Source organism: Deinococcus budaensis (genome assembly GCF_014201885.1).
GTDB lineage: Bacteria > Deinococcota > Deinococci > Deinococcales > Deinococcaceae > Deinococcus > Deinococcus budaensis.
Genome location: NZ_JACHFN010000006.1, coordinates 151,193 through 174,086, shown reverse-complemented (window position 1 = coordinate 174,086; position 22,894 = coordinate 151,193). Strand labels below are relative to the sequence as shown.

The following is a 22,894-nucleotide window of genomic DNA, read 5'->3' as shown; positions in this document are numbered from 1 at the left end:
GACAGCAGCAGTGTACCGGATGGAGCCGCACCGGGACGGCTGCCCCCCAATCCTGACCAACCCACTCTGATAAATTGGCGCGGCTGGCCGCCTGGCCCGCGCCCTGTCTATGACCACCCGACGCCGCGTGCCCCCCACCCTGCTGCTGCCCGCCCTGTTGACGGCGCTGGGCGTCTTGCTGCCGCTCTCGTATCTGGTGCTGCGCGCCTTTGGCGCCGAGGCAGGCGAGCTGCGCGAGATCGTGTTCCGGGTACGCAATCTGGAGCTGCTGGGCAACACGCTGGGGCTGGCGCTGGGGGTGCTGGCGGCGGGAACGGCGGTCGCGCTGCCGCTGGCGTACCTGGCGGCCCGGACGACCTTCCGCCCGCGCTGGGTGCTCACCTTGCTGGGGGTGTTGCCGCTCGCCATCCCGGGCTATGTGGGGGCCTACGCCCTGATCGCGGCGAGCGGGCCGGGCGGGACCATCCAGGCGGTGACCGGGCTGAACTGGCCGGGGCCGAGCGGGTTCTGGGGGGCGCTGGGGGTGTTGACGCTGTTTACCTTTCCGTACCTGTTTCTGAACCTGCACGCGGCCTTGCGGGCGCAGGACCCCGCGCTGGAGGACGCCGCCCGGCTGCTGGGGAGATCGCCGGGGCAGACCTTCCGGCAGGTCACGCTGCCGCACCTGCGCCCGGCGTGGCTCTCGGGGGGGCTGCTGGTCACCCTGCACGTGCTGGGCGACTTCGGGGTGACCAGCCTGATGCGCTATCCCACCTTCAGCGCGGCGATCTACCAGCAGTACACCGCCGCCTACGACCGGGTGTACTCGGCGTGGCTGGCGCTGATGCTGCTCGCGGTGACCGGGCTGACCCTCTGGCTGGAGGCGCGGCTGATGCGCGGCGTCTATCTCTCGCGGGTGTCGCCGGGTGGGGCGCGGCAACCGGCGCGGGTTCCCCTGCGCGGCTGGACGCTGCCCGCCTGGGCGTTCGTGGGCCTGCTGGCGGGGGCGGCCCTGGTCGTGCCGCTGGGCACGGTTCTCTACTGGCTGCGGCTGGAGCAAAACCCCTACGCGCTCGCCGGGCTGGCCGAGGCGACCCGGGGCGCCCTGGGCGCCGCCGCCGTCGCCGCGCTGACCACGACCGCGCTGGCCTTTCCGCTCGCGTACATCGGCAACCGCTACGCCGGGCGGGCCGCGCGGCTCACCGAACGGGTGGCCTACCTGGGCTACGCGACGCCGCCGCTGGCCTTTGCGCTGGCGCTGATCTTTTTCGTGCTGCGGTCGGGTCCGGCGCTGTACCAGACGTTCGCGCTGCTGATCCTGGCGTACACGCTGCATTTCGTGGCCGAGGCGATCGGGCCGATCCGCACCTCGCTGTCCAAGGCCACCCCCCGGCTGGAGGAGGCCGCGCGGGTGCTGGGCGCCGCGCCGGGCCGCACCCTGTGGCGGGTCACGCTGCCGCTGATGCGCCCGGGGCTGCTCGCCAGCGCGGCCTTCGTGTTTCTGAGCGTGCTCAAGGAGCTGCCGCTGACGCTGCTGCTGGCCCCGACCGGCTTTGCCACCCTGGCGAGCAACGTCTGGACCTACACCGAGGAGGCGCAGTACGCCGCCGCCGCCCCCTACGCGCTGGTGATCGCGGCGAGCGGGGCCCTGCTGACCCTGCTGATTCTGAGGAGAGAGAAGTGAGCCTGACTGCCGAGTCCCGCCCCGCGCCCGCCGCTGCGCCCGCCGGCGCCCCGCCGACCCCCATTCTGGACCTCCAGAACCTCGGCAAGAGCTACGCGCCGGGCCTGCCCCCGGTGCTCGACGCCCTCGACCTTCAGGTGGCGGCGGGCGAACTCGTCACGCTGCTCGGCCCCAGCGGCTGCGGCAAGACGACCACGCTGCGGTTGATCGCGGGGCTGGAGACGCCCGACACCGGGCACATCCGCATCGCGGGCCGCGAGATGACCTCTCCCCCCGTGCCGCCCGAGCGCCGGGGCGTGGGGCTGGTGTTTCAGGACTACGCGCTGTTTCCGCACCTCACGGTCCTGGGCAACGTGCTGTTCGGGCTGCACGGGCTGCCCCGTTCGCAGAGGCTGGCCCGCGCCCGCGAGACGCTCGCGCTGGTGGGCCTCACCGTCTTCGAATCGCGGCTGCCGCACCAGCTCTCCGGCGGGCAGCAGCAGCGGGTGGCGCTGGCCCGCGCGCTGGCCCCCCGGCCCACGCTGCTGCTGCTCGACGAGCCGTTTTCCAACCTCGACGCGCAACTCCGGCACTCGACCCGCCAGGAGGTCCGCGCGATCTTGCGGGGCAGCGGCACCACCGCCCTGCTGGTCACCCACGACCAGGAGGAAGCGCTGGCCTTCAGCGACCGCCTGCTGGTGATGCGCGCAGGGAGGGTCGAGCAGATCGGGCCGCCGCACGAGGTCTACGCGCACCCGCGCACCGCCTTCGTGGCGAATTTCCTGGGCCGCAGCAACCTGCTGTCGGGCACGGCGGCGGGCCTGACCGCGCGCACCGCCCTGGGCGACCTGCCGCTGGCGGAAGCGGCCCACGGCCCGGTGATGGTCAGCGTGCGGCCCGAGCATCTGGCCTTCGCGCGGCCCGGCGAGGAGGGCGCCGCCGTCACCATCCTGGCGCGCGAGTACAAGGGCCACGACGTGACCTACACCGTGGGCCTGGGTCAGCACGAACTGCTGGTCCACACGGCGGGCGGCGAGGTCTGGCCCGAGGGCGAGCAGGTGCGCGTGCGGGTGACCCAGCCAGCGCGGGCGGTGCGCTGAAGGGGGGCGCTGAGGGGGGCAATGTGCCCTGCCCTACAGCACACCGCCGACATTAACGAGTAGACACTCACTTATGGCCCGCCCGCGCACCATCACCGACGAGCAGATCGTGGAGGCGGCCCGGGCCGTGTTTGTCGAGCAGGGCTTTTCGGCCACGACCGCCGAGATCGCCCGCCGCGCCGGGGTCTCGGAAGGCACGCTCTTCAAGCGCTTCGCGACCAAGGAGGACATGTTCGAGGAGGTCGTGGGGTTGCGCGACTACGCGGCCTGGCGCGCGGAATTGCCCACGCTGGTCGGCGCGGGCGACGTGCGGCGCAACCTGGAGCGCTCGGCGCTGCGCTTTCTGGAAGCCTCCGAGCGGATCGTGCCCAACCTGATGCTGATCTTCTCGCGCGGACACGCCCCGGCGCACAACCCGATGCTCGAACGGCTCGGCAACCCGGTCCGGCACGACGCCGACGCCCTGGCCGCCTACCTGCGCGCCGAGGTGGGGCTGGGCCGGGTGCGCCCGGTGGACGCCGACGTGGCGGCCCTGACCCTGGTCGGCACCCTGACCCACTACGTTCACCGCGAGCTGATGTTGCCTGAAGCGGGCCGCGAACCGCTCGACCCCGGCCGCTTCGTGCGCGGGCTGCTCGACGTGCTGTGGCCGGGGCTGGAGCCGTAGCGGGGCGAAGAAAAGGCCCCCTCGCCGCGCGCTCCGGCCCGTCCCCATCAGCCGGCCCATAAGCAAGTGCCCACTCGTTAACTCCCCCCTTCTCCTGCGCTTTGCCGAGGTTTTCCATGCACGCTCCACCGCTCCGACCGCTGCTGCTGCTGCTCTCGCTGGCCCTGCTCGCCTCCCCGCTGGCGGCGGCGCAGGGGGGGGCGGCGCCTTCTGCTGCGCCGCCTGTGCCCAGCGCCGCTCCGTCGCCCCTGCCACCGCTGACGCTGGCGGAGACGCTCACCCGGCTGCGCGGCAGCCCCGGCTGGCGCAGCGCGGAGTTGCAGGCCCGCGGAGCGGCGCTGGCGCTGGAGAGCGCCCGGGCGCGCGCGGGGCTGAACGTCTCGCTGGGGGTGGACCTGACCGCCGTGCGGGTGCCGCTGGCCTCGGGCGACACCACCCTGGGGGCCACCCTGAGCGCGCAGGCTTCTGCGAGCGTGCTGCCGTGGTCGCCTGCCCTGGCCGCCGTGGCGAGCGCCGAGCGCGCCCTGGCGCGCGCCGGGGCCGAAGCGCGGGCCTCGCAGCTGGGCCTGCTGGTCAACGCCGTGGGGGCCTACTGGAACGCCCGCAGCGCGGCGGCGGCGCTGATCCTGGCTGAAGCGCAGGCGACCCTGGCCGCCCGGCAGGCCGAGGTCGCCCAGGCCCAGCGCGCGGCGGGGGTCCTCTCTGCCGAGGGCCTGCTGGCCCGCCAGGGGGCGCTGACCGACGCGGAAGCCGCGCTGCGGGAAGCCCGCACCGACGTGGACCTCGCGGCGCGGGCGCTGGCGAACCTGCTGGGCGGGCCGGTCACCCTGCCGGTGGACCCGGCGGCCTTCGGCCCGCTGCCCGCCGCGCCCGGCGATCCCGGCCCGGCCGAGCCTCTGGTGGCCCGCGCCCTGGGCGGCCGCCCCGAGGTGCAGCGCGCGGCGGGCGACCTCGCCGACGCGCAGGCGCAGCGCCGCGCCGCCGAACTCGACGCCCGGCTGCCCGACCTCAGCGCCGGGGTGCAGGTCGGCGAGCTGGCGGGCGCCCAGGGCGCGGCGGGCCGGGTGATCGGCGGCAGCCTCGACTTCAAGTCCGGTGTCCTCGCCGGGCAGGTCAGCGTGCCGCTCACGACCGCCCCGACCTCCCCCTCGCCCGGCCAGACGCCGGGGGGCCAGTCCCCCACCCCGGCCCGTCCCACCGGGGTGGCCCTCAGCCTCAGCGGGCGCCTGCCGGTCGTGGGCGGCGGCAAGGGAGTCGCGCTCGCCTCGGCGGGGGTGGGGGTGGAGGGTGCCCAGCTCGCGCTGGACGCGGCCCGCCGGAGTGTGGACCTCGACGTGCGCCAACGCCTCGCGGACCTGGGCACGGCCCGGGACGCCCTCACGCGCCAGCGCGGCGCCCTTGCCCGCGCCGAGGCCGCGCTCGCCACCGCCCGCGCGCGGCTGGAAGCGGGGCTGGTCACCGCCCTGGACGTGCAGGCCGCCGAACTCGCGGCCCAGCAGGCCCGGCTGGCCGCCGACGCCGCCCTGATCCAGGCCCACCTCGCCTCGCTGCGGCTGGCGCAGGCCACCACCGACCTCGACCCCACCCTGCTCTCCCTTCCCCCCGTTCCCGCCCCCCCGGAGGCCCGCCCATGAAGCTTGTTGTTCCCCCTGCCCTGACCCTCGCGCTCGCCCTCGGCGCGGCCGCGCCCGCCTCTGCCCAGGCCCAGACCAGCCTGACCCTGCCGGGCGCCGTGGCCCGCGCGCTGGAAAGCGGCCCCGACGTGACGACCGCCCGCGCCAACCTCCAGAAGGCGCAGGCCACCGTGCGCGCCACCCGCGCCGACCCGGCGGCGATCATCACCACGATCACCCAGGCCGAACAGGGGCTGCGGGCCGCCGAGGCCACGCTGGCCGGAACCAAGCTGAACGTGACGCGAGACGTGATCAACCAGTACCTCGCCGCCGCCGAGGCCGCCGGGCGCATCAACCTCAACGCGGCCCAGGTGCGGCTCGACGAGCGCAACGTGCAGATCGCCCGCGCCCGCCTTCAGGCCCGGGTCGCCACCCAGCTCGACCTGAACCGCGCCCAGACCAGCCTCAACCAGAACCGCCAGGAACTCGCCGACGCGCGGGCGGGGCTGCCGGTCCTCGAAGCGCAGCTCGCCCGCACGCTGGGCCTGGGCGCGGGGACCAACCTGACGCTGGCCGCGCCCCCCGCCCCGCCCCGGCTCGGAGCCACGCTCGCCACGCTGCAAGCCGGGCTGGACACCCGCCTGCCCACGCTGGTGCAGGCCGCGCAGGGGGCCGAATTCGCCGCCCTGCAAGTCCGGCTGGCCGACAACGACTACACGCCCGCCCGCACCCTGGAAGACGCCCGCGTCGCCCTCGCCAACGCCCGCCGCGACCTGGAAGGCGCGGTGCGCGCCTCCGCGACCGGGGTCCGCGACGCCTACCGCGCCGTGCAAGACGCCCAGGAACGGGTGAACCTGGCCCGCCAGACCCTCGCCAACGCGCAGACTGCGCTAAGCCAGGCGCAGGCCCGCCTCCGCGCCGGGACCGCCGCCGCCGTCGAGGTGCAGTCGGCGCAGGTGCAGGCGCAGCAGGCCGAGTTCGGGGTCACCCAGGCGCAGGGCGGGCTGTGGCGCGCCCTCGCCGCCCTCTCCGCCGCTTCCGGCCGCGACGTGACCGGACTGGTGAGGTGAGGGAGGTGGCCCGCCGCCCGGCCCTGCACCGCCCCGTTCTGGCGCTGGGGCTGACCCTGCCGCTGCTGCTCGCCGCCTGCGCGCCCGGAGGGGAGGAGACCGGGTCCGGCACGGCGACGCCCGCCGCCTCCGCTTCCAGCGCCGCCCGCAACGACCTCGACGCCGCGCCGCCCAAGACGACCGCGCTCGCCGTGCGGACCGTCACCGCCCAGCCCGGCACCCTGACGGTGGGCCGCAGCGCCTCGGCCACCCTGCGCGCCGACCGCGACAGTAACGTGGCCGCCCAGAGCGGCGGCACCGTGACGCGGGTGCTGGCCGAGGAGGGCGAGCAGGTCGCCGCCGGGGCCGTCGTCGTGCAGCTTGACGACACCCCGGCGCGGCAGGCGCTGGAAAGTGCCCGGCTGCAACTGCGCCAGGCCCAGATCAACCTGGGGCAGACCCGCACGAACACGGCCCAGGGCAGCGCGTCGCTGGAAGCCGCCGTGCGCGCCGCCGAGGCGAACCTGCAAAGAGCCAGGCAGGACGCGGCCAGCGCCGCCGAGCTGTATGCGCTGGGCGGCATCAGCCAGGCGGACCTGACGGCGGCCCGCAGCGCCCAGGCGCAGGCCGAAAGCCAGCTCGCGCAGGCGAGAAGCAACCTCACCCAGAACGGGCGGGGCGGCCAGGGCAGCCTCGCGCTGCTGGAAGCCCAGGTCGAGAGCGCGCAGGCGGGCGTGCGTCAGGCCGAGGAGAACCTGGGCCGCACCCGCGTCCGGGCGCCCTTTGCGGGCGTGATCGCCTCGCTGGCGGTCGAGGAGGGCGAGTTCGCCGCCCAGGGCAGCCCGGTCTTCCGGCTGGTCGCGCCCGGCAGCCTGCGCGCGACCTTCAACGTGACGCCCGGAGACGCCGGAGCGCTGACCCCCGGCACCCGGCTCAACCTCGACTACGCGGGCCGGACCTACCTCGCCACCGTGCAGGACGCCAGCGGCGTGGCCGGAACCGACCGGCTGGTCCCGGTGACCGCGCGGGTCGAGGGCGGCGAGGCGCTGCCGGTGGGCGGCACGGCGCAGGTGCGCTACCGGGCGACCCTAGGCGGCGGCGTGCTGGTGCCCACGGCGGCCCTGGCGGTGGACGGCGGCGAGAGCGCCGTGTACGTGGCGGAGGATGGCGTGGCCCGCCGGGTGCCTGTCACGGTCGTCGCCGAGACGCAGGGCCGGGTCGCGGTGCGCGGGGTGGAGGAGGGGGCGCGGGTCATCTCCCCCGTGCCCCCCAGCCTGCAAGACGGGGCCAGCGTGCGGGTGACTGCGCCTGCGGCCAGCACCGCACCCGCCGCCAGCGGGGGAGGGGAGACCCCATGAGCACCCACGACCCACCCGAACTCAGCCTGCCGCGCGGCACGCTGCCCGACGGCACGCCCGAACCCCCGGTGCATCCGGCGGTGCGCTTCAGCGTCCGCAACGTGGTCTTTTCCATCGGCATCTTCGTGCTGGCGGTGCTGCTGGGATTGATCTCCGCCTCGCGGCTGGGGGTCGAGCTGCTGCCCAACTTCGAGGTGCCGGTGCTGGCGGTCTCCACGGCCTACCCGGGCGCTACCCCCGACCAGGTGGACCGCGAGGTCAGCCGCCGGGTCGAGGACGCGGTGAGCACCCTGGGCGGCGTGGTGGACATCAACACGACCTCGGTGAGCAACCAGTCGGCGGTGGTGATCACCTTTTCCGACGACACCGATATCGACTCGGCGGCCAACAGCGTGTCGCAGGCGGTCGCGGCGATCCGGGCCGCCTTGCCCGACGGCAGCGAAGCGCCGGTCGTGCAGAAGTTCGACCCCAACGCCACCCCGATCCTGACCCTGGCCCTGCTGGGCGGCTCCAGCCGCGCCGCCGACGTGACCGCCTACGCCGAGGACACCCTGGTTCCCCGGCTGGAGCGCGTCGAGGGCGTGGCCGACGTGGGCGTCTCGGGCGGTCCCGAGCGCCAGATTCAGGTCTTGCTCGATCCCGCGCGGCTCCAGACCTACAACCTCTCGCCCGCGCGGGTGACGGGCGCGGTGCAGGCCTCCGCCCTCGACCTGCCTGCCGGAAGCGTCACCCAGGACGGCAACACGGTCGGCTTTTCCACCCGCAACACGCCCACCAGCGTGGCGGACGTGGAACGCATCGTGGTGGACCCCGCCTCGGGCCTGCGCGTCTCCGACGTGGCGACCGTGCGCGACACCTCGGCCCGGCCCGGCAGCTACGCCCGGGTGAACGGCCAGCCCGCCGTGCTGCTCGATGTCCGCAAGGCCAGCGGCACCAACAGCGTGGCGGTGGCCGACGTGGTGCGGGCCGCGATGGAGGCCCAGCCGCTGCCCGCCGGGTACCGCCTGACCCTCGCCAGCGACACGACCACCGAGACCCGCGCGACGGTGGAGGACACCTTCAAGGAGTTCCTGATCGCCGTCGCCGCCGTCGGCGTGATCGTGCTGCTGTTCCTGGGGCGGCTGAACACCGTCTTCGCGGTCGTCCTTGCCATCCCGATCTCGATCAGCGCCGCGCCGCTGCTGTACAGCCTGCTGGGATTCTCGTTCAACATCGTGTCGCTGCTGGCGATCATCGTCGCCATCGGCATCGTGGTGGACGACTCCATCGTGGTCGCCGAGAACGTGCAGCGCTACCGCGATATGGGCTACGGCCTGCTCAGAAGCGTGCTGCTGGGCGGCTCGGAGGTTTTCTCCGCCGTCACCGCCTCCACCTTCGCGCTGCTGTCGGTGCTGATCCCGCTCTCGTTCATGCCGGGCATCCTGGGGCAGTTCTTCAGCCAGTTCGGGCTGGGGCTGGCCGCCGCGATCGTGCTGAGCTGGTTAGAGAGCCTGCTGTTCCTGACCGTCCGCATGGCCTACACCCGCGACCCCGAGCCGCTGGGCTGGCGGCAGGTCCCCGGCGTGCTGGCGCGGGGGCCGGGCATGGTCCGGGACGCGCTCTCGGGCGTCCGTACCCTCTCCGGCCTGCTGCTGCTCGCGCTGGCGGGCGCGGGGCTGTGGGCGGCCCTGGACCGCCTGACCACGCTGCCGCTGGCGGGGGTCGCGGCGCTCTCGGTTCTGCTCGCGCCGCTGGGGCTGGCTTTGGTGCGCTACCTGCTGACCGCGCTGCTGGCCGTGCTGGAGGCGCTGACCGGCACCCTGCACGGCCTCACCAACCGGGTGGTCCTGGGCACCGCCCGCGCCTACGCCCGCAGCGTCGGGAACGTCTTGCGGCGGCCCTGGGTGGTCATGCTGGTCGCGGGCCTCTTTTTGCTCAGCGCGCCGCTGGCCCTGCGCGGCACCGGCTTCGCCTTCGTGCCCCAGAGTGACAGCGGTGTCCTGACCGCTGAGCTGGAGCTGCCCACCGGCACCGAACTCGCGCGCACCAACGCGGTCACCGCCCGGCTGGAAGCCGACCTGCTGCGCCGCCCCGAGGTCCGGCTGGTGCAGACCAGCGTGGGCGCGGGCGGCGTGCTGGGCGGCACCAACGCGAACACCGCCAGCCTGACCGTCACCCTGGTGGACAAAGAGGAGCGCCCCGGCATCGAGACGCTCGCCGCCCGCTACGCCCGCGACCTCAGAAGGCTGACGGCGGGGGTCCCCGGCGCCGAGGTCCGGGTGGCCTCGCAGCAGGGCGGCCCGGGGGGGTCTTTCGACCTCAGCCTGGCCTTGACCGCCCCCAACCAGGCGCTGCTCGCCGAGCGCAACCGCGAGGTCGTGCGCCTGCTCTCGGGCGACCCCAACATCGCCACCCTGGAAAGCAGCCTCAGCGCCACCCGCCAGGAGCGGACCTTCGTGCCCGACCCCAGCCGCCTGGCGGGCAGCGGCCTGAGCGCCAGCGACGTGGCCCAGGCCCTGCGGACCTACAACGAGGGCAGCGTGGCGGGCAGCCTGCGCGACGGCGACCGCAGCGTGGACATCCTGGTGCGGCTCGACCCGGCGCAGGTCAGCAGCGAGCAGAGCCTGCTCTCGCAGACGCTGTACTCGCAGACGCTGGGCGCCAACATTCCGCTGGCGCAGCTGGGCAGCTTCCGGCCGCAGCAGGCGCCCGCCACCCTCAGCCGCCTGAACAAGGCCTACACCGCGACCCTGGACATCAATCTGGTGCCCGGCGGCCCCAACCCCTTCGCCTACCAGCAGACCCTGACCGACCGGGTGCGCGAGGCCGGACTGCTCACCGACAACGTGACCCTGGGCAACGCCAGCGCCTTTGGCAGCGCGGGCCTGACCGCCGATCTGGTGTTTTACGGCCCCATCGTCCTCGTGCTCGCCGTCTTGCTGACCTATCTGGTGCTGGGCAGCCAGTTCAATTCCTTCCGCTACCCGGTCTACCTGCTGCTGCCGGTGCCGCTCGCCATCGTGGGGGCGCTGTGGACCCTCAGCCTCTTCGGGGTGGACCTCGACGTGATCACGGTGCTGGGCATGGTGATCCTGCTGGGCCTGTCCACCAAGAACTCGATCCTCTACCTCGAATTCGTGACCGAGCGGATGCGGACGCTGCCGCTGCGGGACGCGCTGGTCGAGGCCGCCGAGCTGCGCTTCCGGCCCATCATCATGACCACCCTGACCGTGCTGGTGATCAGCATTCCGCTGGTACTGGGGCAGGGCGACGGCGCCGAGTTCCGGCGGGGCCTGGGCATCGTGATTCTGGGCGGCGTACTGACCTCCACCCTGCTGACCTTTTACGTGGTGCCCAGCGTCTTTTACCAGTTCGAGCGGCGGCGCACGCGGCCGGGGGAGCCGCAGGACGCGGCGCCGGACCTCGTTCCCGCCGGAGACTGACCCGCCTGCGAGACGGACCGGCGCCGCGCCCGCCGGTTGGTGCAGTTTCCCTCAAGGCCGCGCCGGGGCTGGCCCGCCTAGAATGCGGGCCAGCGTACAACCGGGCGGCCCAGCAGGCGGGGAGCCGGGCAGACAAAGGAGAGACAAGGGACTATGGACTGGAAAAACCTCCCGCGCAGTGGCGGCGGTGTGCAGCGCAGCGGCGGCGGTGGCCTGCCGGGCGGCGGCCTGGCGGTGGGCGGCGGCATCGGCGGCCTGATCATCGCCCTCATCGCCATGTTCTTCGGGGTCGATCCCGGCGCGGTGCTGGGCGGAGGCGGCGGCGCTCCCCCGGCCCAGACGCAGCCCCAGTCTGTGCCGCAGGCCGGGCAGCCCGGCGAGAGCGAGGTCGACGAGTTTCTCGACCGCATCCTGGGGAGCACCAACGAGGTCTGGGGCGGCATCTTCCAGCAGGCGGGGCGCACCTACACCAAACCGGTCGTGGTGCCGTTCACAGGCGCGGTGCGCAGCGCCTGCGGGCAGGCCAGCAGCGCGGTCGGTCCCTTCTACTGTCCGCTGGACAACAAGATCTACCTCGACACCGCCTTTTTCGACCAGATGGACCGGCGGCTGGGGGGCGGCGGCGACTTCGCGTACTCTTACGTGATCGCGCACGAGGTCGGCCACCACGTTCAGAACGAACTCGGCATCGCCGATCAGGTCAGCCGCGCCCAGCAGCAGGCGCGCACCGAGGCCGAGGCGAACACCTACGGGGTGCGGCTGGAGCTGCAAGCCGACTGCTTCGCCGGGGTGTGGGGCAACCGGGTGTCCTCGCTGGCCAACCTGACCCAGCAGGACGTGCGCGAGGCCGTGAACACCGCCGCCGCCATCGGGGACGACACCTTGCAGCGCCAGAGCCAGGGCCGGGTCGTGCCCGACGCCTTTACCCACGGCAGCAGCGAGCAGCGCGTCCGCTGGTTCATGAAGGGCTTTCAGAGCGGCGACCCCAACGGCTGCGATACCTTCAACCAGAATTACGGCCAGCTATAATCCTGTCCCGATGTCCCCGACGCGCCCCCGCCCTGTTCCCCCGTGGACAGTCGGGGGCGTTCCCGTGGAGCTGCGGCGCAGCGCCCGCCGCCGCACGGTGGCGCTCCAGGTGCAGCCCGGCGCGGTGATCCTGCACGCGCCCGCCCGCGTGCCCGAGGCGCTGCTGGCCGACTTTCTGGACGCCAAGCGGGCCTGGGCCGAGCGCCACCTTCAGGCGTTCGCGGCCAGGGAGCGCCCGGCCTCCGAGCTGGCGGACGGGGCGGCCCTGCCCTTCTTGGGCGAGACCCTCACCCTGCGCCTGACCCCCGGCCTGCGCGCCCCCCGGCGCCTGGGCGACGACCTGCACGTCCCGCCGGGTGACCCCGCCACCCTGACCGCGCAGGTGGAGCGCTGGTACCGGGCGGCAGCCCTGCCCGAACTGCGCGCCCTGGCTGAGCGGTACGCCGACGCGCTGGGCGCCCGGGGCCGCCTGGGGCGGGTGGGCCTCAGCCGCGCCCGGACCCGCTGGGGCAGCTGCACGGCGTCCGGCGACATCCGGCTGCACTGGGCGCTGGTCCGCGCGCCGCGCGAGGTGGCCGCCTACGTCGCCCTGCACGAGGCCGCGCACCTGCTGGAATTCAACCACTCGCCGCGCTACTGGGCGCAGGTCGGCCGAATAATGCCGGACCATGCGAGGTGGCGCGCGTGGTTGAAGGAACACGGGGCGACCCTGACCACCCTCTGATGTTCAAGAGAGCCGCCGACCGGTCACAGGTCGGCGGTGAGCAGCGAGGCCCGGTTCTACATCGCGGGCATCGGCGTGGGGCTGGGCAGGCCCGGCGTGTCGGGGTTGCTGGTGGGGTCGGGGTCCGGCATTCCGGGGAGGTCAGGATTGACCGGCGGGTCCATCATGGGGCCGCTGTCGCTGCCGCCGGGCATCCGCTCGGGAATGGGAGCGGGCGTGTCGGTCGGCTCGGTGGCGGGCGCGGGCGGACGGTCGTAGGGTCCGGTCATGGGCAGGCACCTCCTGGGGTGGGGATGGAGGCAGTCTGGACCAGCTTTGCGAGGGGGCGGCCACAGCGGCGTGAAGAAGTCTTTAGGGCGGTCCACGGAGGGCAGGCTGACCCCCGGCTGACGGTGTGAGAAAGACCACAGTAAGACCCGGTGTGCTTGGCTGAAGCGTTCTCCGCAGCGTTGGACCGCTGCCAGTGCTGAGGAGGGGTTGCTCACGCTGCCAGCTCGCGCTGGTTCTCTCTTGTCCAGGACGGTGCCTCCTTGCTGCCTCCCCGTTTTTCTCCGCTGTCGCCCGGCGCCCCGCCGCCCTGTTCCCGGTCCGCCGCTGGCCGCCCGCGCACCCGCGGCGCTGCTGGTCCCGTCCCGCCCCGGCAGGCCGGATTCACCCTGCTGGAGGTGCTGGTCGTGCTGGCCATCCTGGGGATCATCGCGGCGCTGGGGGTCTGGAGTTACCTCGCGGCCCGGACCCCCGCGCGCGACGCCGCCCGCACGGTCCATGCCCACCTGCTCACCCTGCGCAGCCAGGCCATGTCGAACACCCAGGCGCGGCGACTGGTGCTGACCGCCGGCCAGGAGCTGGTCTTGCAGTCGGCGCTGCGGTGCAGCGAGACCGACCAGAGCCGCTGGACCCGCCTGGGCGGGGTGACGCTGCCGCCGCCCAGCAACCAGGTCACGCTGGCTGCCGCCGGGCCGCTACCCCCGGACCCGACGGTGCCGGGGGACACGCGCCTGGTGGTCTGTTTCGGTCCCCGGGGCCTGGCCGAACCTGGCGGCGGTGACGGCGCGGCCCGTTTCCTGACCCTGCGGGACCACAAGCGGACGTACCGCCTCGAAGTCGCGCTGAACGGGGCGGTGAGAACCCGTGTGGAGTGAACCCAGGCGGCGTGAGGCGGGGCCGCGCCCAGCTCCGGCAGCTGGGAGGCGCCTTCCCGGCCCGGCCCCCCACCAGGCGGGCCTGACCCTGGTCGAGGTGCTGGTGGCCCTGATGGTCCTCACGGTCGTGATGAGCAGCGTACTGACCGCCCTGATTTCCAACACCCGCGTCAACACCCGGGTGGTCGAGCGCGCCGAGGCCATCCGGGTCAGCGAGGAGGTGCTGGAAGGCTACCGCCAGGTCGGGAGCTACGGCCAGCTGGCGGCCCAGGGCGCCGAGGCCCGGGACGTGGTGCGCGCGGGCCGCAGCTACCGGGTCCAGACGACCTTTTGCCCCGCCGACCGGCCACCCGAGATGCAGTGCAGCGAAAGCGCCGTGTTTATCCGCCTGAGCGTGGGGCTGGACGGCCGCGAGCTGCACCGCGCCGAGACCTACTACACGGCCTTCGGGAAGGTGACCCCATGAACGAGACGCGCCGCACCCCGGCCCCGGGCACCCAGTCCCAGCGCACCCAGTCCCGGCGCACCCGCCGCCAGCACGGCCTGACCCTGGTCGAGCTGCTGGTGACCCTGGCCCTGGCGGTGGTGGTGATCACCGTCGCCGCGCAGCTGTTCGCGGGCAGCAGCCGCCTGGTCGAGAGCGATACCGGCCGGGTGATGGCCCTGCAAAACGGGCAGACCGCCCTGGACCTGCTGGTCAACGACGCCCGGCAGGCCGGGGAGAACATGACGGTCACGGGGCCGAACCTGGAGGTTTCGGGCATCGAGTTCGGCAGCCTCGCGCCGGGGCGGGGGTACCTGACCATCCGCCGCAACATCCCCGCCGAGGTGCAGGTGCAGCGCCTGCCGGTCTGCGGGCGGCCCGCCAACAGGGCAGAGATTCAGGTGGCCGGACCCGAGAGGGGCAAGGGCAAGGACCCCACCCCGGCCTGCGCCGCGAGCGACGTCAACGCCGAGCGCTGGGACGGGTACTTTGCCGAACAGAGTGGGGCCGCCCAGAGGGGGCTGCTGTACTGTGAGGAGTGCAGCGCGGCAAGCAGCCGCGAGATTCACAGCGTCGTGGTGGAGTCGGTCGAGCCGCCCACCGAGGAGACGGTGAAAGGCAGGAAGTACAAGCAGGTCGCGGTGCGGTTGCGCGCGGCGGCCGACGCCCGCTTCACGCCCAAGGACACCACCATGCTGATGCTGATCGACGAGCGGCGCTACTTTCTGGATGCCCAGGGCACCCTGCGCCTGGCGCTGGCCGGACAGACCGACGCCGAGGCGCAGGCCGTCGCCTACGACATTCAGGCGTTCACGGTAACGGCCACCCTGGTTGACCCGGCCCAGACGGTGAGCAGCATGAGCCTGACCGGCCCCTGGACCCGCATCGAGCAGCTGGAGCTGACCCTGAAAGCGGGGAGCGGCGGCCAGGGTCGCCAGAACGTCCGGACCTTCACGGCGCGGGTCTTTCCCCGCAACGTCGAGTCCTCGCGGGGGAACTGAGCAATGAGGAAAGAATCGCACCGAACGCAGGGCTTCGCGCTGGTGGCCGCGCTGAGTCTGGCCGCCATCTTGATCATCATCCTGACCACCTATTCCGTCGTCACGGTGAACAACAGCCGCACCGCCGCCAGCAGCGCCAGCGGCAGCGCCGGGTTCTACGCGGCCGAGGCGGCGCTCAACGTGCGCGCCGAGCGGATTCGCCTGACCTTCAAGGGCTTTCAGGTGCCCGGCGGCACCTCGCCAGCCGAGGCGGACGCCTGCCTGGCGGGCAACCGGGGCAGCGGCGACCTGGGCTGCGTGACCTCGCAGGTCGCCGGGCGCCGCGTCACCAGCTACGTCGTGCAGGGCAGCCCCACGCCCCTCACCATCCCGCCGGGCGAGGATTTCGAGAATCTCAGCGCCGAGGAGACGCCCTTTACCGTGCGCGGTGAGGCGCTGGGCGCCAGCGGCAACCCCGAGGCGATCACCGAGCTGACCTTTCGCAGCCGCCTGGTGCCGCTGTTTCAGTTCGCGGTCTTTTTCGACAAGGATCTGGAATTCACCAACACCGCCAACCTCGACCTCAGCGGGCCGGTGCACACCAACGGCAACCTCTTTCTGGACGCCGGAACCGGGGCGACCCTCCAGCTGCGCGGCCAGACGACCGCCGCCGGGACGCTCTACCGGGGGGTCAAGCACGAGAACGGCTGCACGGGCGGCAACGTGCGAATCAACCGCAGCAGCGACAGTGGCGACACCCACCAGCTCAACTGCGCCGGGGGCGGACGCCGCGCGGTGACGCCCGCCGACCTCACCGCGACCCGGGGCCGCCTGAAAAAGGTCGAGAAGGTGTCGCTGCCCGGGCCGGAACTGTTCGCTCCCGAGCCGGGCGCCCTGTACTGGGACCGCGCGGACGTGCGCATCGTGCTGAAAAGGACCGGCGCGACCTGGGCGCCGCAGTTCGTGAACGCCAGCCGCCTCCCGCTGACCCTGACCGGCAGTGGGTGCGCCGCCGCGACCGCGACCTCACAGACCCTGCGCGACAACCGCGAGGCGCAGTACTGGGAAGCGCCCACCAACGGCCGGGACCGCAACGGGGCGGCCGACCCCACCCGCGCCACCCGCCGCACCCTGGACCTCGACATGCGCGCCCTGCTGACCTGCATCGGCTCGGCCGCCAACGCGGCGGTGCTGGGCCTGGAAGGCGGCCTGGCGAACCGCACCGACGGCGGGCTGGTGGTCTACACCACGGTGGACGACGGCGCCGGGGGCATCGCCCGCGAGGGGGCCAACCACTACGCCGTGCGCCTGCGGGGCGGGGCGCTGCTGCGCTCGAACAACGCCGCGCACCCCCGGCCGCTGGGCCTTACGGTGGTCTCGGATCAGGCGGTCTTTCTCCAGGGGAACTACAACGCGGGGGCCGACGCCGCTGCGGGATGGATTCCTGCGGCAGTGATGGCCGACACCGTGAACGTCCTGTCCGAGAACTGGGACAAGCCGACCCTGTGCCGCGCCCGTTTCGGCAACTCGACCTTCGCCATGAACCGGGCGCTGCTCAGCAACAGCGCGGGAAGCCTCCTGGCCCAGGGGGAGATCTGGTACGCCTACAGCGACGCCGCCAAAGCCGAGACGATTCCAGGCACGAACGACGCCAAATCTCAGGTCCCGCTGTTTTGCCGTCCCGCCGCCGCGACGACTGTCCGGGCCGCCATCCTTGCCAACACGACGACTTCGGGGGGCGCGGCGGGCGAGGGCACCCTGGACCTGGGGCCGCAAAGCGGCGGCGTGCACAACATGATGCGCTTTCACGAGGACTGGGGCAGCAACGACGGCAACCAGACCTACCCCCACGGTGCCGTGACCTACAGCTACAGCGGGTCGCTGGTCAGCCTGGCCCAGCCCCGGCACGCCTTCGGGCAGTTCGTGCTGGGCGAGAACCGCTACCAGCCTCCCCGGCGCGACTGGGCCTTCGAGGAAGCGTTCCGGCGCGCCGAGAACCTGCCGCCCCTCACCCCCCGGTTCGTGTACCTCAAGCAGGACAACTTTACCCGCAAGTTCGAGCGCTGAGCCTGCCGCCGGAGGGGGGGTGCCCGACCCGGATGGAGAATTCCCCAACGCCCGCGCCGAGGCCCCCGGCGTACCCTACCCCCATGCTGGTCACCGCCCGGGTTCAGGACCTTCTCTCACGCGAACGCGAACTGCTCGCGGACCTCCAGGCCTTTCTAGAAACGCAGGGTGCCCCCCCCGAGGCCGTCGAGTACGCCCGGGGGGCCGTCCGTTCGCTGGACGAGAGCTTCTTGCTGGTCGTGGTGGGCGAGTTCAACGCGGGCAAGAGCAGCTTCGTGAACGCCCTGCTGGGCGCGGCCGTGCTTCCGGAGGGCGTGACGCCCACCACCGACCGCATCTACGTGCTGGTTCACGGCGACACGCCGGGGCAGATGGAACCCACCCGCGACCCCTTCGTGAGCCGCCTGACCTACCCGCTGCCCAGCCTGGAGGGGGTGGCGCTGGTGGACACGCCCGGCACCAACGCGATCATCCGCCAGCACCAGGCGCTCACCGAGGGCTTTCTCCCACGCGCGGACCTGGTGCTGTTCCTGACCTCGGCGGACCGCCCCTTTACCGAGTCCGAGCGGCAATTTCTCGCGCTGGCCGCCCGCTGGGGCCGCAGCGTGGTGCTGGTCGTGAACAAAGCCGACCTGCTGGAGACCGAAGGGCAGCGTGAGCAGGTGCGCGCTTTCGTGGAGACGGGCGCGCGTGGCGTGCTGGGCCTGACGCCGCCGGTCTCCCTGATCTCCGCGCGGGGCGAGCAGCGCGGCGGCGACCCGGGCTTCGCGGCGCTGCGCGAGATGCTGCGCACCCGCCTCTCGGAGACCGAGCGCACCCGATTGAAGCTGCAAAGCCCGCTGGGCACCGCCGCCGAGATTCTCGCGGGCGAGGAGACCCGCGCCGAGGCGGCTCGCCGCACCCTGACCGAAGACCTGGGCATCCTGCGCGACCTCGAAGACCAGCGCGAACGCCACCGGGTCACCATGCTGGGTGAACTGGACGGCCAGCTCAACCGGGTGGGCCGACTCATCGGGGAATTCGAGGTGCGGGCCGACCGCTTTATCGACGACAAGCTGAGATTCTCCAACCTGCGGGGCCTGATCAACAGCCGCGAGCTGGAAGACGCCTTTCGCCGCGAGGCGGTGGCGGACCTGCCGGACGCCATCGACCGCCAGTTCGGCAGCATGATCGACCGCTTCGTGGAGGCCAACTTGCACTTCTGGGAGGACGTGCAGGCCTTTTTGATCCGCCGCCAGCCGGCCGGGGCGGTGGCCCGCACCCGCTTTTCCTACGACCGGGGGGCGCTGCTGGAGGGCATTGCCGGAAGTGCCCGGCAGCATCTGGAGACGACCACCGAGCAAGAGCTTGGCCGTCAGCTCGCGCGCGACGCCGAAGACGCCCTCAAGGGGGCCGTGGGCGGGCTGGCCGGGGGCATCGGCATCGGGGCGGGCATCGGCGCCCTGATCGGGGCGACGGCGCTGGACTTCACGGGCGGCATTCTGGCGGGCCTCACGCTGGGGAGCCTGGGCCTGTTCGTGCTGCCCAACAAGCGGCTTCAGGCCCACCGCCAGTTGCGGCGCAAGATCGCGGAACTGCGGGTGGCCCTCGAACAGATCGTGCGCCGCGAGTACGAGCGCGAGCAGGAGCGCGCGGACGCCCGCCTGCGCGACGCGATCAGCCCCTACACCCGCTTTACCCAGCAGGAAGGAGCCAGGCTGGAACAGGCCCGGACCCGCGCCGCCGAGCTGCGCGCCCGCCTGGACACCTTGCAAACGGACGTGAAGACGCTGGCCTGAGCTGGCGCCTTCCCTGTCCAGCGCGGTCTGGAGAGGCCGGGGTGTCCGGCGTGGGAGGCGCGCGAAGGCCGGTTTGACAACCGAGCGCCCCATCGTCTACCCTTGTGCGTGCAGCATTTTTGCCTGCACCCCCGCCAGACATTGCCAGTGTAGCTCAGGGGTAGAGCAACTGATTCGTAATCAGTAGGTCGTCGGTTCAAATCCGACCTCTGGCTCCAGAGAGAAGTCCCGCCCAGCGCGGGATTTTTTGTTTTCAGGTTGGACGGCCCCCCCCCGACCAAGGCGCCCCGCCGACCCTGAGGCCCCGACACTGAGGCTGGAGCGCCGCGGCCCAGGGCGGCTGGTCCTGGGACCGGCCCACCAGCCGCGACCCCTCCGCCCGCCCCTGCGCCCGCTCGCGCTTCTATGCTTCCAGCCGCCCCGCTGCGTCCACGTTAAGGCTCCCTCCCAGGGCACAAGGGCGGTGGTCGGGAGGCGCGGGGTGAAGTGGCTGCCCGGCGCCACAGCTTCCTCCCTGGCGCTCTCCTATTGCCGGCGCGGACGACCCGGCCCTGGGGCGTGGGAGACTCGGGTATGAGCGGACACGAGCGCGAGGGGGCGGGAACGGCCACGCAACAGTTCTGGGGAAGGGCGCCGGAGGGAGAGGATGTGCAGCGGTGCACCCTGAGCCTGCCCGGCGGCCTGCGCGCCGAGCTGAGCAGCTACGGGGCGGTGCTGGTGCGCCTGCTGGCCCCTGACCGTGAGGGCAGGCTGGAGGATGTGGTGCTGGGCCACGACACCCTGGAACCCTACACCGACCGCGCCCGCTCGCCGTACTTCGGGGCGACGGTGGGGCGCTGTGCCAACCGCATCGCGCATGGGCGCTTCAGCCTGCGCGGCCGCAGCTACGCGCTCGCGCAGAACAACGGTCCCAACGCGCTGCACGGCGGCGAGCGCGGCTTCGATCAGCGGGTGTGGGCCAGCCGGGTCTTCGTGGGGCCGGACGGTCCCGCCGCCGAGTTCACGCGCTTCAGCCCCGACGGCGAGGAGGGGTATCCCGGCACGCTGGCGGTGCAGGTCACCTACACGCTGACCGCCCAGCGGGCACTCCAGATCGATTACCAGGCCCTCACGGACGCGCCCACGCCGGTCAACCTGACCCACCACTCGTACTGGAACCTGACCGGGGACCCCCGCCGCACCATCCTCGACCACGAGTTGACCGTCTTCGCGGACCAGATCACGCCGGTGGGCGCCTCGCTGATTCCCACCGGGGCCTTCCAGGAGGTCGCGGGCACGCCCTTCGATTTCCGCCTGCCGCGCCGGGTCGGCGAGCAGATCGGGGCCGACGACGAGCAATTGCGTGTTGCCGGGGGGTACGACCACAACTTCGTCCTGCGCGGAGGAACTGAACTGAAACCCGCCGCGACGCTGCATGACCCCGTCAGCGGGCGTGAACTGCGGGTGCTGACCACCGAGCCAGGACTTCAGGTGTACTCGGGCAATTTCCTGGACGGCACGGTCCGGGGCAAGGGGGGCGCCGCCTACGGCCACCGTTCGGCCCTGTGTCTGGAACCCCAGCACTTTCCGGACTCGCCCAACCAGCCGCACTTTCCCAGCGTGATTCTCGACCCCGGCCAGCGCCTGACCTCGCGCACCGTCTACGCGTTCGGGATCCGCTGAGGGCGCCGCCTCACTTCCCAAAAGGAAACGGGGGCACTTCCTGGAAACGTCTTCCACGGGGGAAGTGCCGGTGTTAGCGTGCCGGTCCAGACCCGGCGAGCGGGGAGGGGGGAGGCGTTCATGAACGAGCTGGTGTTGACCTACGGTGCGGGTGGGGCGCAGGGCGCGCCGGTCGCGCGCGGGCTGCTGGAGGCGGGCTACCGGGTGCGGGCGCTGGTGCGCGACGTGCACAAAAACCGCGCGCTGGCCGAGGCGGGCGCCGAGGTGGTGGCGGGCGACCTGGCCGACCCCGGGAGCGTGCGCCGGGCGACCGAAGGGGTCAGGCGGGTCTTTCTGATGCTGCCCTTTTCGGGGGGCGGGAACCCGCTGGAGTACGCCCACAACGCGGTCACGGCGGCCCGCGAGGCGGGAGTCGAGCTGCTGGTCCTGAACACCAGCGGGCAGACGCCCAGGCGCCCGACCGGCCTGCCCATGCTGGACTACCGCATCGAGCTGGAGCGCGCCCTGCGGGAGAGCGGTGTGCCGAACATCATCCTGCGGCCCACCGCCTACATGGAAAATTTCCTGGGTCCCTGGGTCTTGCCGCGCCTCCGGGCCGAGGACGTGCTGGCGTATCCGGTAGAAGAGGCGCGGCCGACCTCCTGGATCGCCGCCCAGGACCTGGGACGCTTCGCGGTCGCGGCGCTGGGCCGACCTGACCTCGCCGGGCAGGCCTTTGACCTGGGCGGGCCGCAGGCGCTGCGCGGGGCAGAGATCGCCGGGGCCTTCTCCCGGGCGCTGGGCCGCCGGGTCCGCTACGAGGCGATCTCGCCCGAGGACTTCGGGGCGATCATGGGCCGCGTGATGGGGCCGGAAGCCGAGGCGGGTATCGTCGCCGCCTACCGCGCCGGGGCCGCCGCGCCACTGGACGCGATGGTGGTGGACATGGCCGGGGTCCTCGCCCAGCTTCCGGTGCCCCAGACCCCCCTGGAAGACTGGGTGCGGCAGCACGCCGGGCAATTCGGGGCGGCCCGCTAGCGCGGCCCCAGCCCAGCACAACAGCGGGCACCTCACAGCCGGTGCCCGTCTGGAAGGGGCGGGGCGGGGCCAGTCAGTCCTGGCGGCCCGTCTCGTCCTGGCCCAGGTCCTCGGTGATCAGGGCGGCGCCCACCGCCGCGCCCCCCCCGACGCCGAGTCCGGCGGTGGCCGCCACCGGAACGGCCGGGACGACGCCCTGAACGGCGCCGTCGCCCTCCGCGCGCTGCTCGCCGGGGGTCGAGGAGTTCACCCGGTTCTCGGTGGTGGCCTCGATCTCCTCGACCGACTTGCCGAGGGGCGAGGTGTCCTTTAAAGAGCTGTCCTTGGGTCCCTGTGTCATGCCCCAGTGTGCCTCCCGGCGTCATGGGCGCAGGTCGGGACTTGATGAATGGGCGGGGCGCCGAGCGCTCATGCAGCGCCGCCGGTCGGGGGAGGCCGGGGAGCTGCGCGGCCTGGAGCGCCCCTGACACGCCGGCGCCATCCTGGAGCATGACCCCCGATGACCGTCCGGGCCTGCCCGTCGTCCCCAGCCTGCGGGTCCGGCAGTCTCCGGCGCCCGCCGATCTGGCCGGCCGCGCGGCCCCTCCGGTCCCGCCGCCTTCTGCCGGGGGCCTCGGCGCCGCCGAGGTGGGCACCCTGCTCGGCCAGGGCGCTGCGGCGACCGGGGCCAACCGCGCCCTGGCGGAGGCGGAGGGCCGGGACCCCGACCGCGGCCCTTGAACGGGGAAGGGGCAGCCCGGCATTCTCGGGGCATGCGCCTGGTTACCGACGTGCGCAGGGCGTGCGCGCTCCTGCCCGGCTCGCGTGAGACGTTCCCTTTTGACGCCACCACCCTGGTCTTCAAGGTGGCGGGCAAGATGTACGCCCTGACCGACCTCACGGCGGACCCGCCCACGCTCTCGCTCAAGGTGCGGCCCGGGGACGGCGAGGCGTTGCGGGCGGCCTACCCGGGGGTTCGGCCCGGATACCACCTCGACAAACGCCACTGGGTCACGGTGACGCTGAACGGGACGGTGCCGCAGAGGGTGGTGGGCGAGCTGCTGAAGGGCAGTTACGCCCTGGTCGTCGCTGGCCTGACGCGGGCGCAGCGGGCGGAACTGGAGGGCTGAAGCGGGAAGGGAGCCAGAGATGAATCTGGCTCCCGCCTCCGCGTCCTGACC

General features: G+C 72.9%; 20 protein-coding genes and 1 tRNA gene. 19 read left to right on the top strand and 2 right to left on the bottom strand.

The window, feature by feature from the left end:
- The first annotated feature begins 109 nt into the window (after nucleotides 1-109).
- The 9 genes from HNQ09_RS09870 (at nucleotide 110) to HNQ09_RS09830 (ending at nucleotide 12,604) form a co-directional block, all read left to right on the top strand.
- Nucleotides 110-1,663 (top strand): ABC transporter permease, encoded by a 1,554-nt coding sequence (locus HNQ09_RS09870; protein ID WP_184028545.1) that lies wholly within the window; start codon nucleotides 110-112, stop codon nucleotides 1,661-1,663.
- Nucleotides 1,660-2,742 (top strand): ATP-binding cassette domain-containing protein, encoded by a 1,083-nt coding sequence (locus HNQ09_RS09865; RefSeq protein ID WP_184028543.1) that lies wholly within the window; start codon nucleotides 1,660-1,662, stop codon nucleotides 2,740-2,742. The genes HNQ09_RS09870 and HNQ09_RS09865 overlap by 4 nt, the downstream gene beginning before the upstream one ends.
- A 73-nt stretch (nucleotides 2,743-2,815) precedes the next feature.
- Entirely contained in the window at nucleotides 2,816-3,409 is a 594-nt protein-coding gene (locus HNQ09_RS09860) for a TetR/AcrR family transcriptional regulator (protein WP_184028542.1), read from the top strand.
- A 116-nt stretch (nucleotides 3,410-3,525) separates the two neighbouring features.
- Complete coding sequence (locus HNQ09_RS09855; RefSeq protein ID WP_184028540.1) at nucleotides 3,526-5,043, top strand: TolC family protein; 1,518 nt, start codon at nucleotides 3,526-3,528, stop codon at nucleotides 5,041-5,043.
- Nucleotides 5,040-6,092 (top strand): TolC family protein, encoded by a 1,053-nt coding sequence (locus HNQ09_RS09850; RefSeq protein WP_184028538.1) that lies wholly within the window; start codon nucleotides 5,040-5,042, stop codon nucleotides 6,090-6,092. The genes HNQ09_RS09855 and HNQ09_RS09850 overlap by 4 nt, the downstream gene beginning before the upstream one ends.
- Before the next feature lie 5 nt (nucleotides 6,093-6,097).
- Entirely contained in the window at nucleotides 6,098-7,429 is a 1,332-nt protein-coding gene (locus HNQ09_RS09845) for an efflux RND transporter periplasmic adaptor subunit (protein ID WP_184028536.1), read from the top strand.
- A complete protein-coding gene (locus HNQ09_RS09840) occupies nucleotides 7,426-10,851 on the top strand; it encodes an efflux RND transporter permease subunit (protein WP_184028534.1) in 3,426 nt (1,141 codons plus the stop codon). Before HNQ09_RS09845 ends, HNQ09_RS09840 begins: the two co-directional genes overlap by 4 nt.
- A 153-nt stretch (nucleotides 10,852-11,004) precedes the next feature.
- Nucleotides 11,005-11,880: a KPN_02809 family neutral zinc metallopeptidase gene (gene ypfJ, locus HNQ09_RS09835; RefSeq protein WP_184028532.1), complete on the top strand. Its 876-nt coding sequence runs from the start codon at nucleotides 11,005-11,007 to the stop codon at nucleotides 11,878-11,880.
- A gap of 10 nt (nucleotides 11,881-11,890) precedes the next feature.
- A complete protein-coding gene (locus HNQ09_RS09830) occupies nucleotides 11,891-12,604 on the top strand; it encodes a M48 family metallopeptidase (RefSeq protein WP_184028530.1) in 714 nt (237 codons plus the stop codon).
- Nucleotides 12,605-12,660: 56 nt separating this feature from the next.
- On the opposite strand, the gene HNQ09_RS09825 is transcribed toward HNQ09_RS09830, so the two are convergent.
- On the bottom strand, nucleotides 12,661-12,873 hold the full coding sequence (locus tag HNQ09_RS09825) for a hypothetical protein (protein WP_184028528.1): 213 nt from the start codon (nucleotides 12,871-12,873) through the stop codon (nucleotides 12,661-12,663).
- A 261-nt stretch (nucleotides 12,874-13,134) separates the two neighbouring features.
- Between HNQ09_RS09825 and HNQ09_RS09820 the strand changes: the two genes are divergently transcribed.
- The 8 genes from HNQ09_RS09820 (at nucleotide 13,135) to HNQ09_RS09785 (ending at nucleotide 21,734) form a co-directional block, all read left to right on the top strand.
- The gene (locus tag HNQ09_RS09820) at nucleotides 13,135-13,746 is read left to right on the top strand and encodes a prepilin-type N-terminal cleavage/methylation domain-containing protein (RefSeq protein WP_380003198.1); all 612 of its coding nucleotides are present in this window, start codon (nucleotides 13,135-13,137) and stop codon (nucleotides 13,744-13,746) included.
- Nucleotides 13,736-14,212 carry a prepilin-type N-terminal cleavage/methylation domain-containing protein gene (locus HNQ09_RS09815; RefSeq protein ID WP_184028524.1) on the top strand — a complete coding sequence of 159 codons (477 nt, stop codon included), beginning with the start codon at nucleotides 13,736-13,738 and terminating at the stop codon, nucleotides 14,210-14,212. Before HNQ09_RS09820 ends, HNQ09_RS09815 begins: the two co-directional genes overlap by 11 nt.
- Entirely contained in the window at nucleotides 14,209-15,231 is a 1,023-nt protein-coding gene (locus HNQ09_RS09810) for a prepilin-type N-terminal cleavage/methylation domain-containing protein (RefSeq protein WP_184028522.1), read from the top strand. The genes HNQ09_RS09815 and HNQ09_RS09810 overlap by 4 nt, the downstream gene beginning before the upstream one ends.
- A 3-nt stretch (nucleotides 15,232-15,234) precedes the next feature.
- Nucleotides 15,235-17,277, top strand: coding sequence for a hypothetical protein (locus HNQ09_RS09805; RefSeq protein WP_184028520.1), 2,043 nt, complete (start codon nucleotides 15,235-15,237; stop codon nucleotides 17,275-17,277).
- A gap of 83 nt (nucleotides 17,278-17,360) precedes the next feature.
- On the top strand, nucleotides 17,361-19,055 hold the full coding sequence (locus HNQ09_RS09800; RefSeq protein ID WP_184028518.1) for a dynamin family protein: 1,695 nt from the start codon (nucleotides 17,361-17,363) through the stop codon (nucleotides 19,053-19,055).
- A gap of 143 nt (nucleotides 19,056-19,198) precedes the next feature.
- Nucleotides 19,199-19,273: transfer RNA gene (locus HNQ09_RS09795), tRNA-Thr, on the top strand.
- Between the two features lie 355 nt (nucleotides 19,274-19,628).
- The gene (locus tag HNQ09_RS09790; protein WP_184028516.1) at nucleotides 19,629-20,717 is read left to right on the top strand and encodes an aldose epimerase family protein; all 1,089 of its coding nucleotides are present in this window, start codon (nucleotides 19,629-19,631) and stop codon (nucleotides 20,715-20,717) included.
- 120 nt (nucleotides 20,718-20,837) lie between these two features.
- The gene (locus HNQ09_RS09785) at nucleotides 20,838-21,734 is read left to right on the top strand and encodes an SDR family oxidoreductase (protein WP_184028514.1); all 897 of its coding nucleotides are present in this window, start codon (nucleotides 20,838-20,840) and stop codon (nucleotides 21,732-21,734) included.
- A gap of 73 nt (nucleotides 21,735-21,807) precedes the next feature.
- Here the strand turns inward: HNQ09_RS09785 and HNQ09_RS09780 are convergent, their stop codons facing one another.
- A complete protein-coding gene (locus HNQ09_RS09780; protein ID WP_184028511.1) occupies nucleotides 21,808-22,074 on the bottom strand; it encodes a hypothetical protein in 267 nt (88 codons plus the stop codon).
- Nucleotides 22,075-22,223: 149 nt separating this feature from the next.
- On the opposite strand from HNQ09_RS09780, the gene HNQ09_RS09775 reads away from it, so the two are divergent.
- On the top strand, nucleotides 22,224-22,454 hold the full coding sequence (locus tag HNQ09_RS09775; RefSeq protein ID WP_184028508.1) for a hypothetical protein: 231 nt from the start codon (nucleotides 22,224-22,226) through the stop codon (nucleotides 22,452-22,454).
- A 32-nt stretch (nucleotides 22,455-22,486) separates the two neighbouring features.
- Entirely contained in the window at nucleotides 22,487-22,843 is a 357-nt protein-coding gene (locus HNQ09_RS09770; RefSeq protein ID WP_184028505.1) for an MmcQ/YjbR family DNA-binding protein, read from the top strand.
- Nucleotides 22,844-22,894 lie beyond the last annotated feature (51 nt).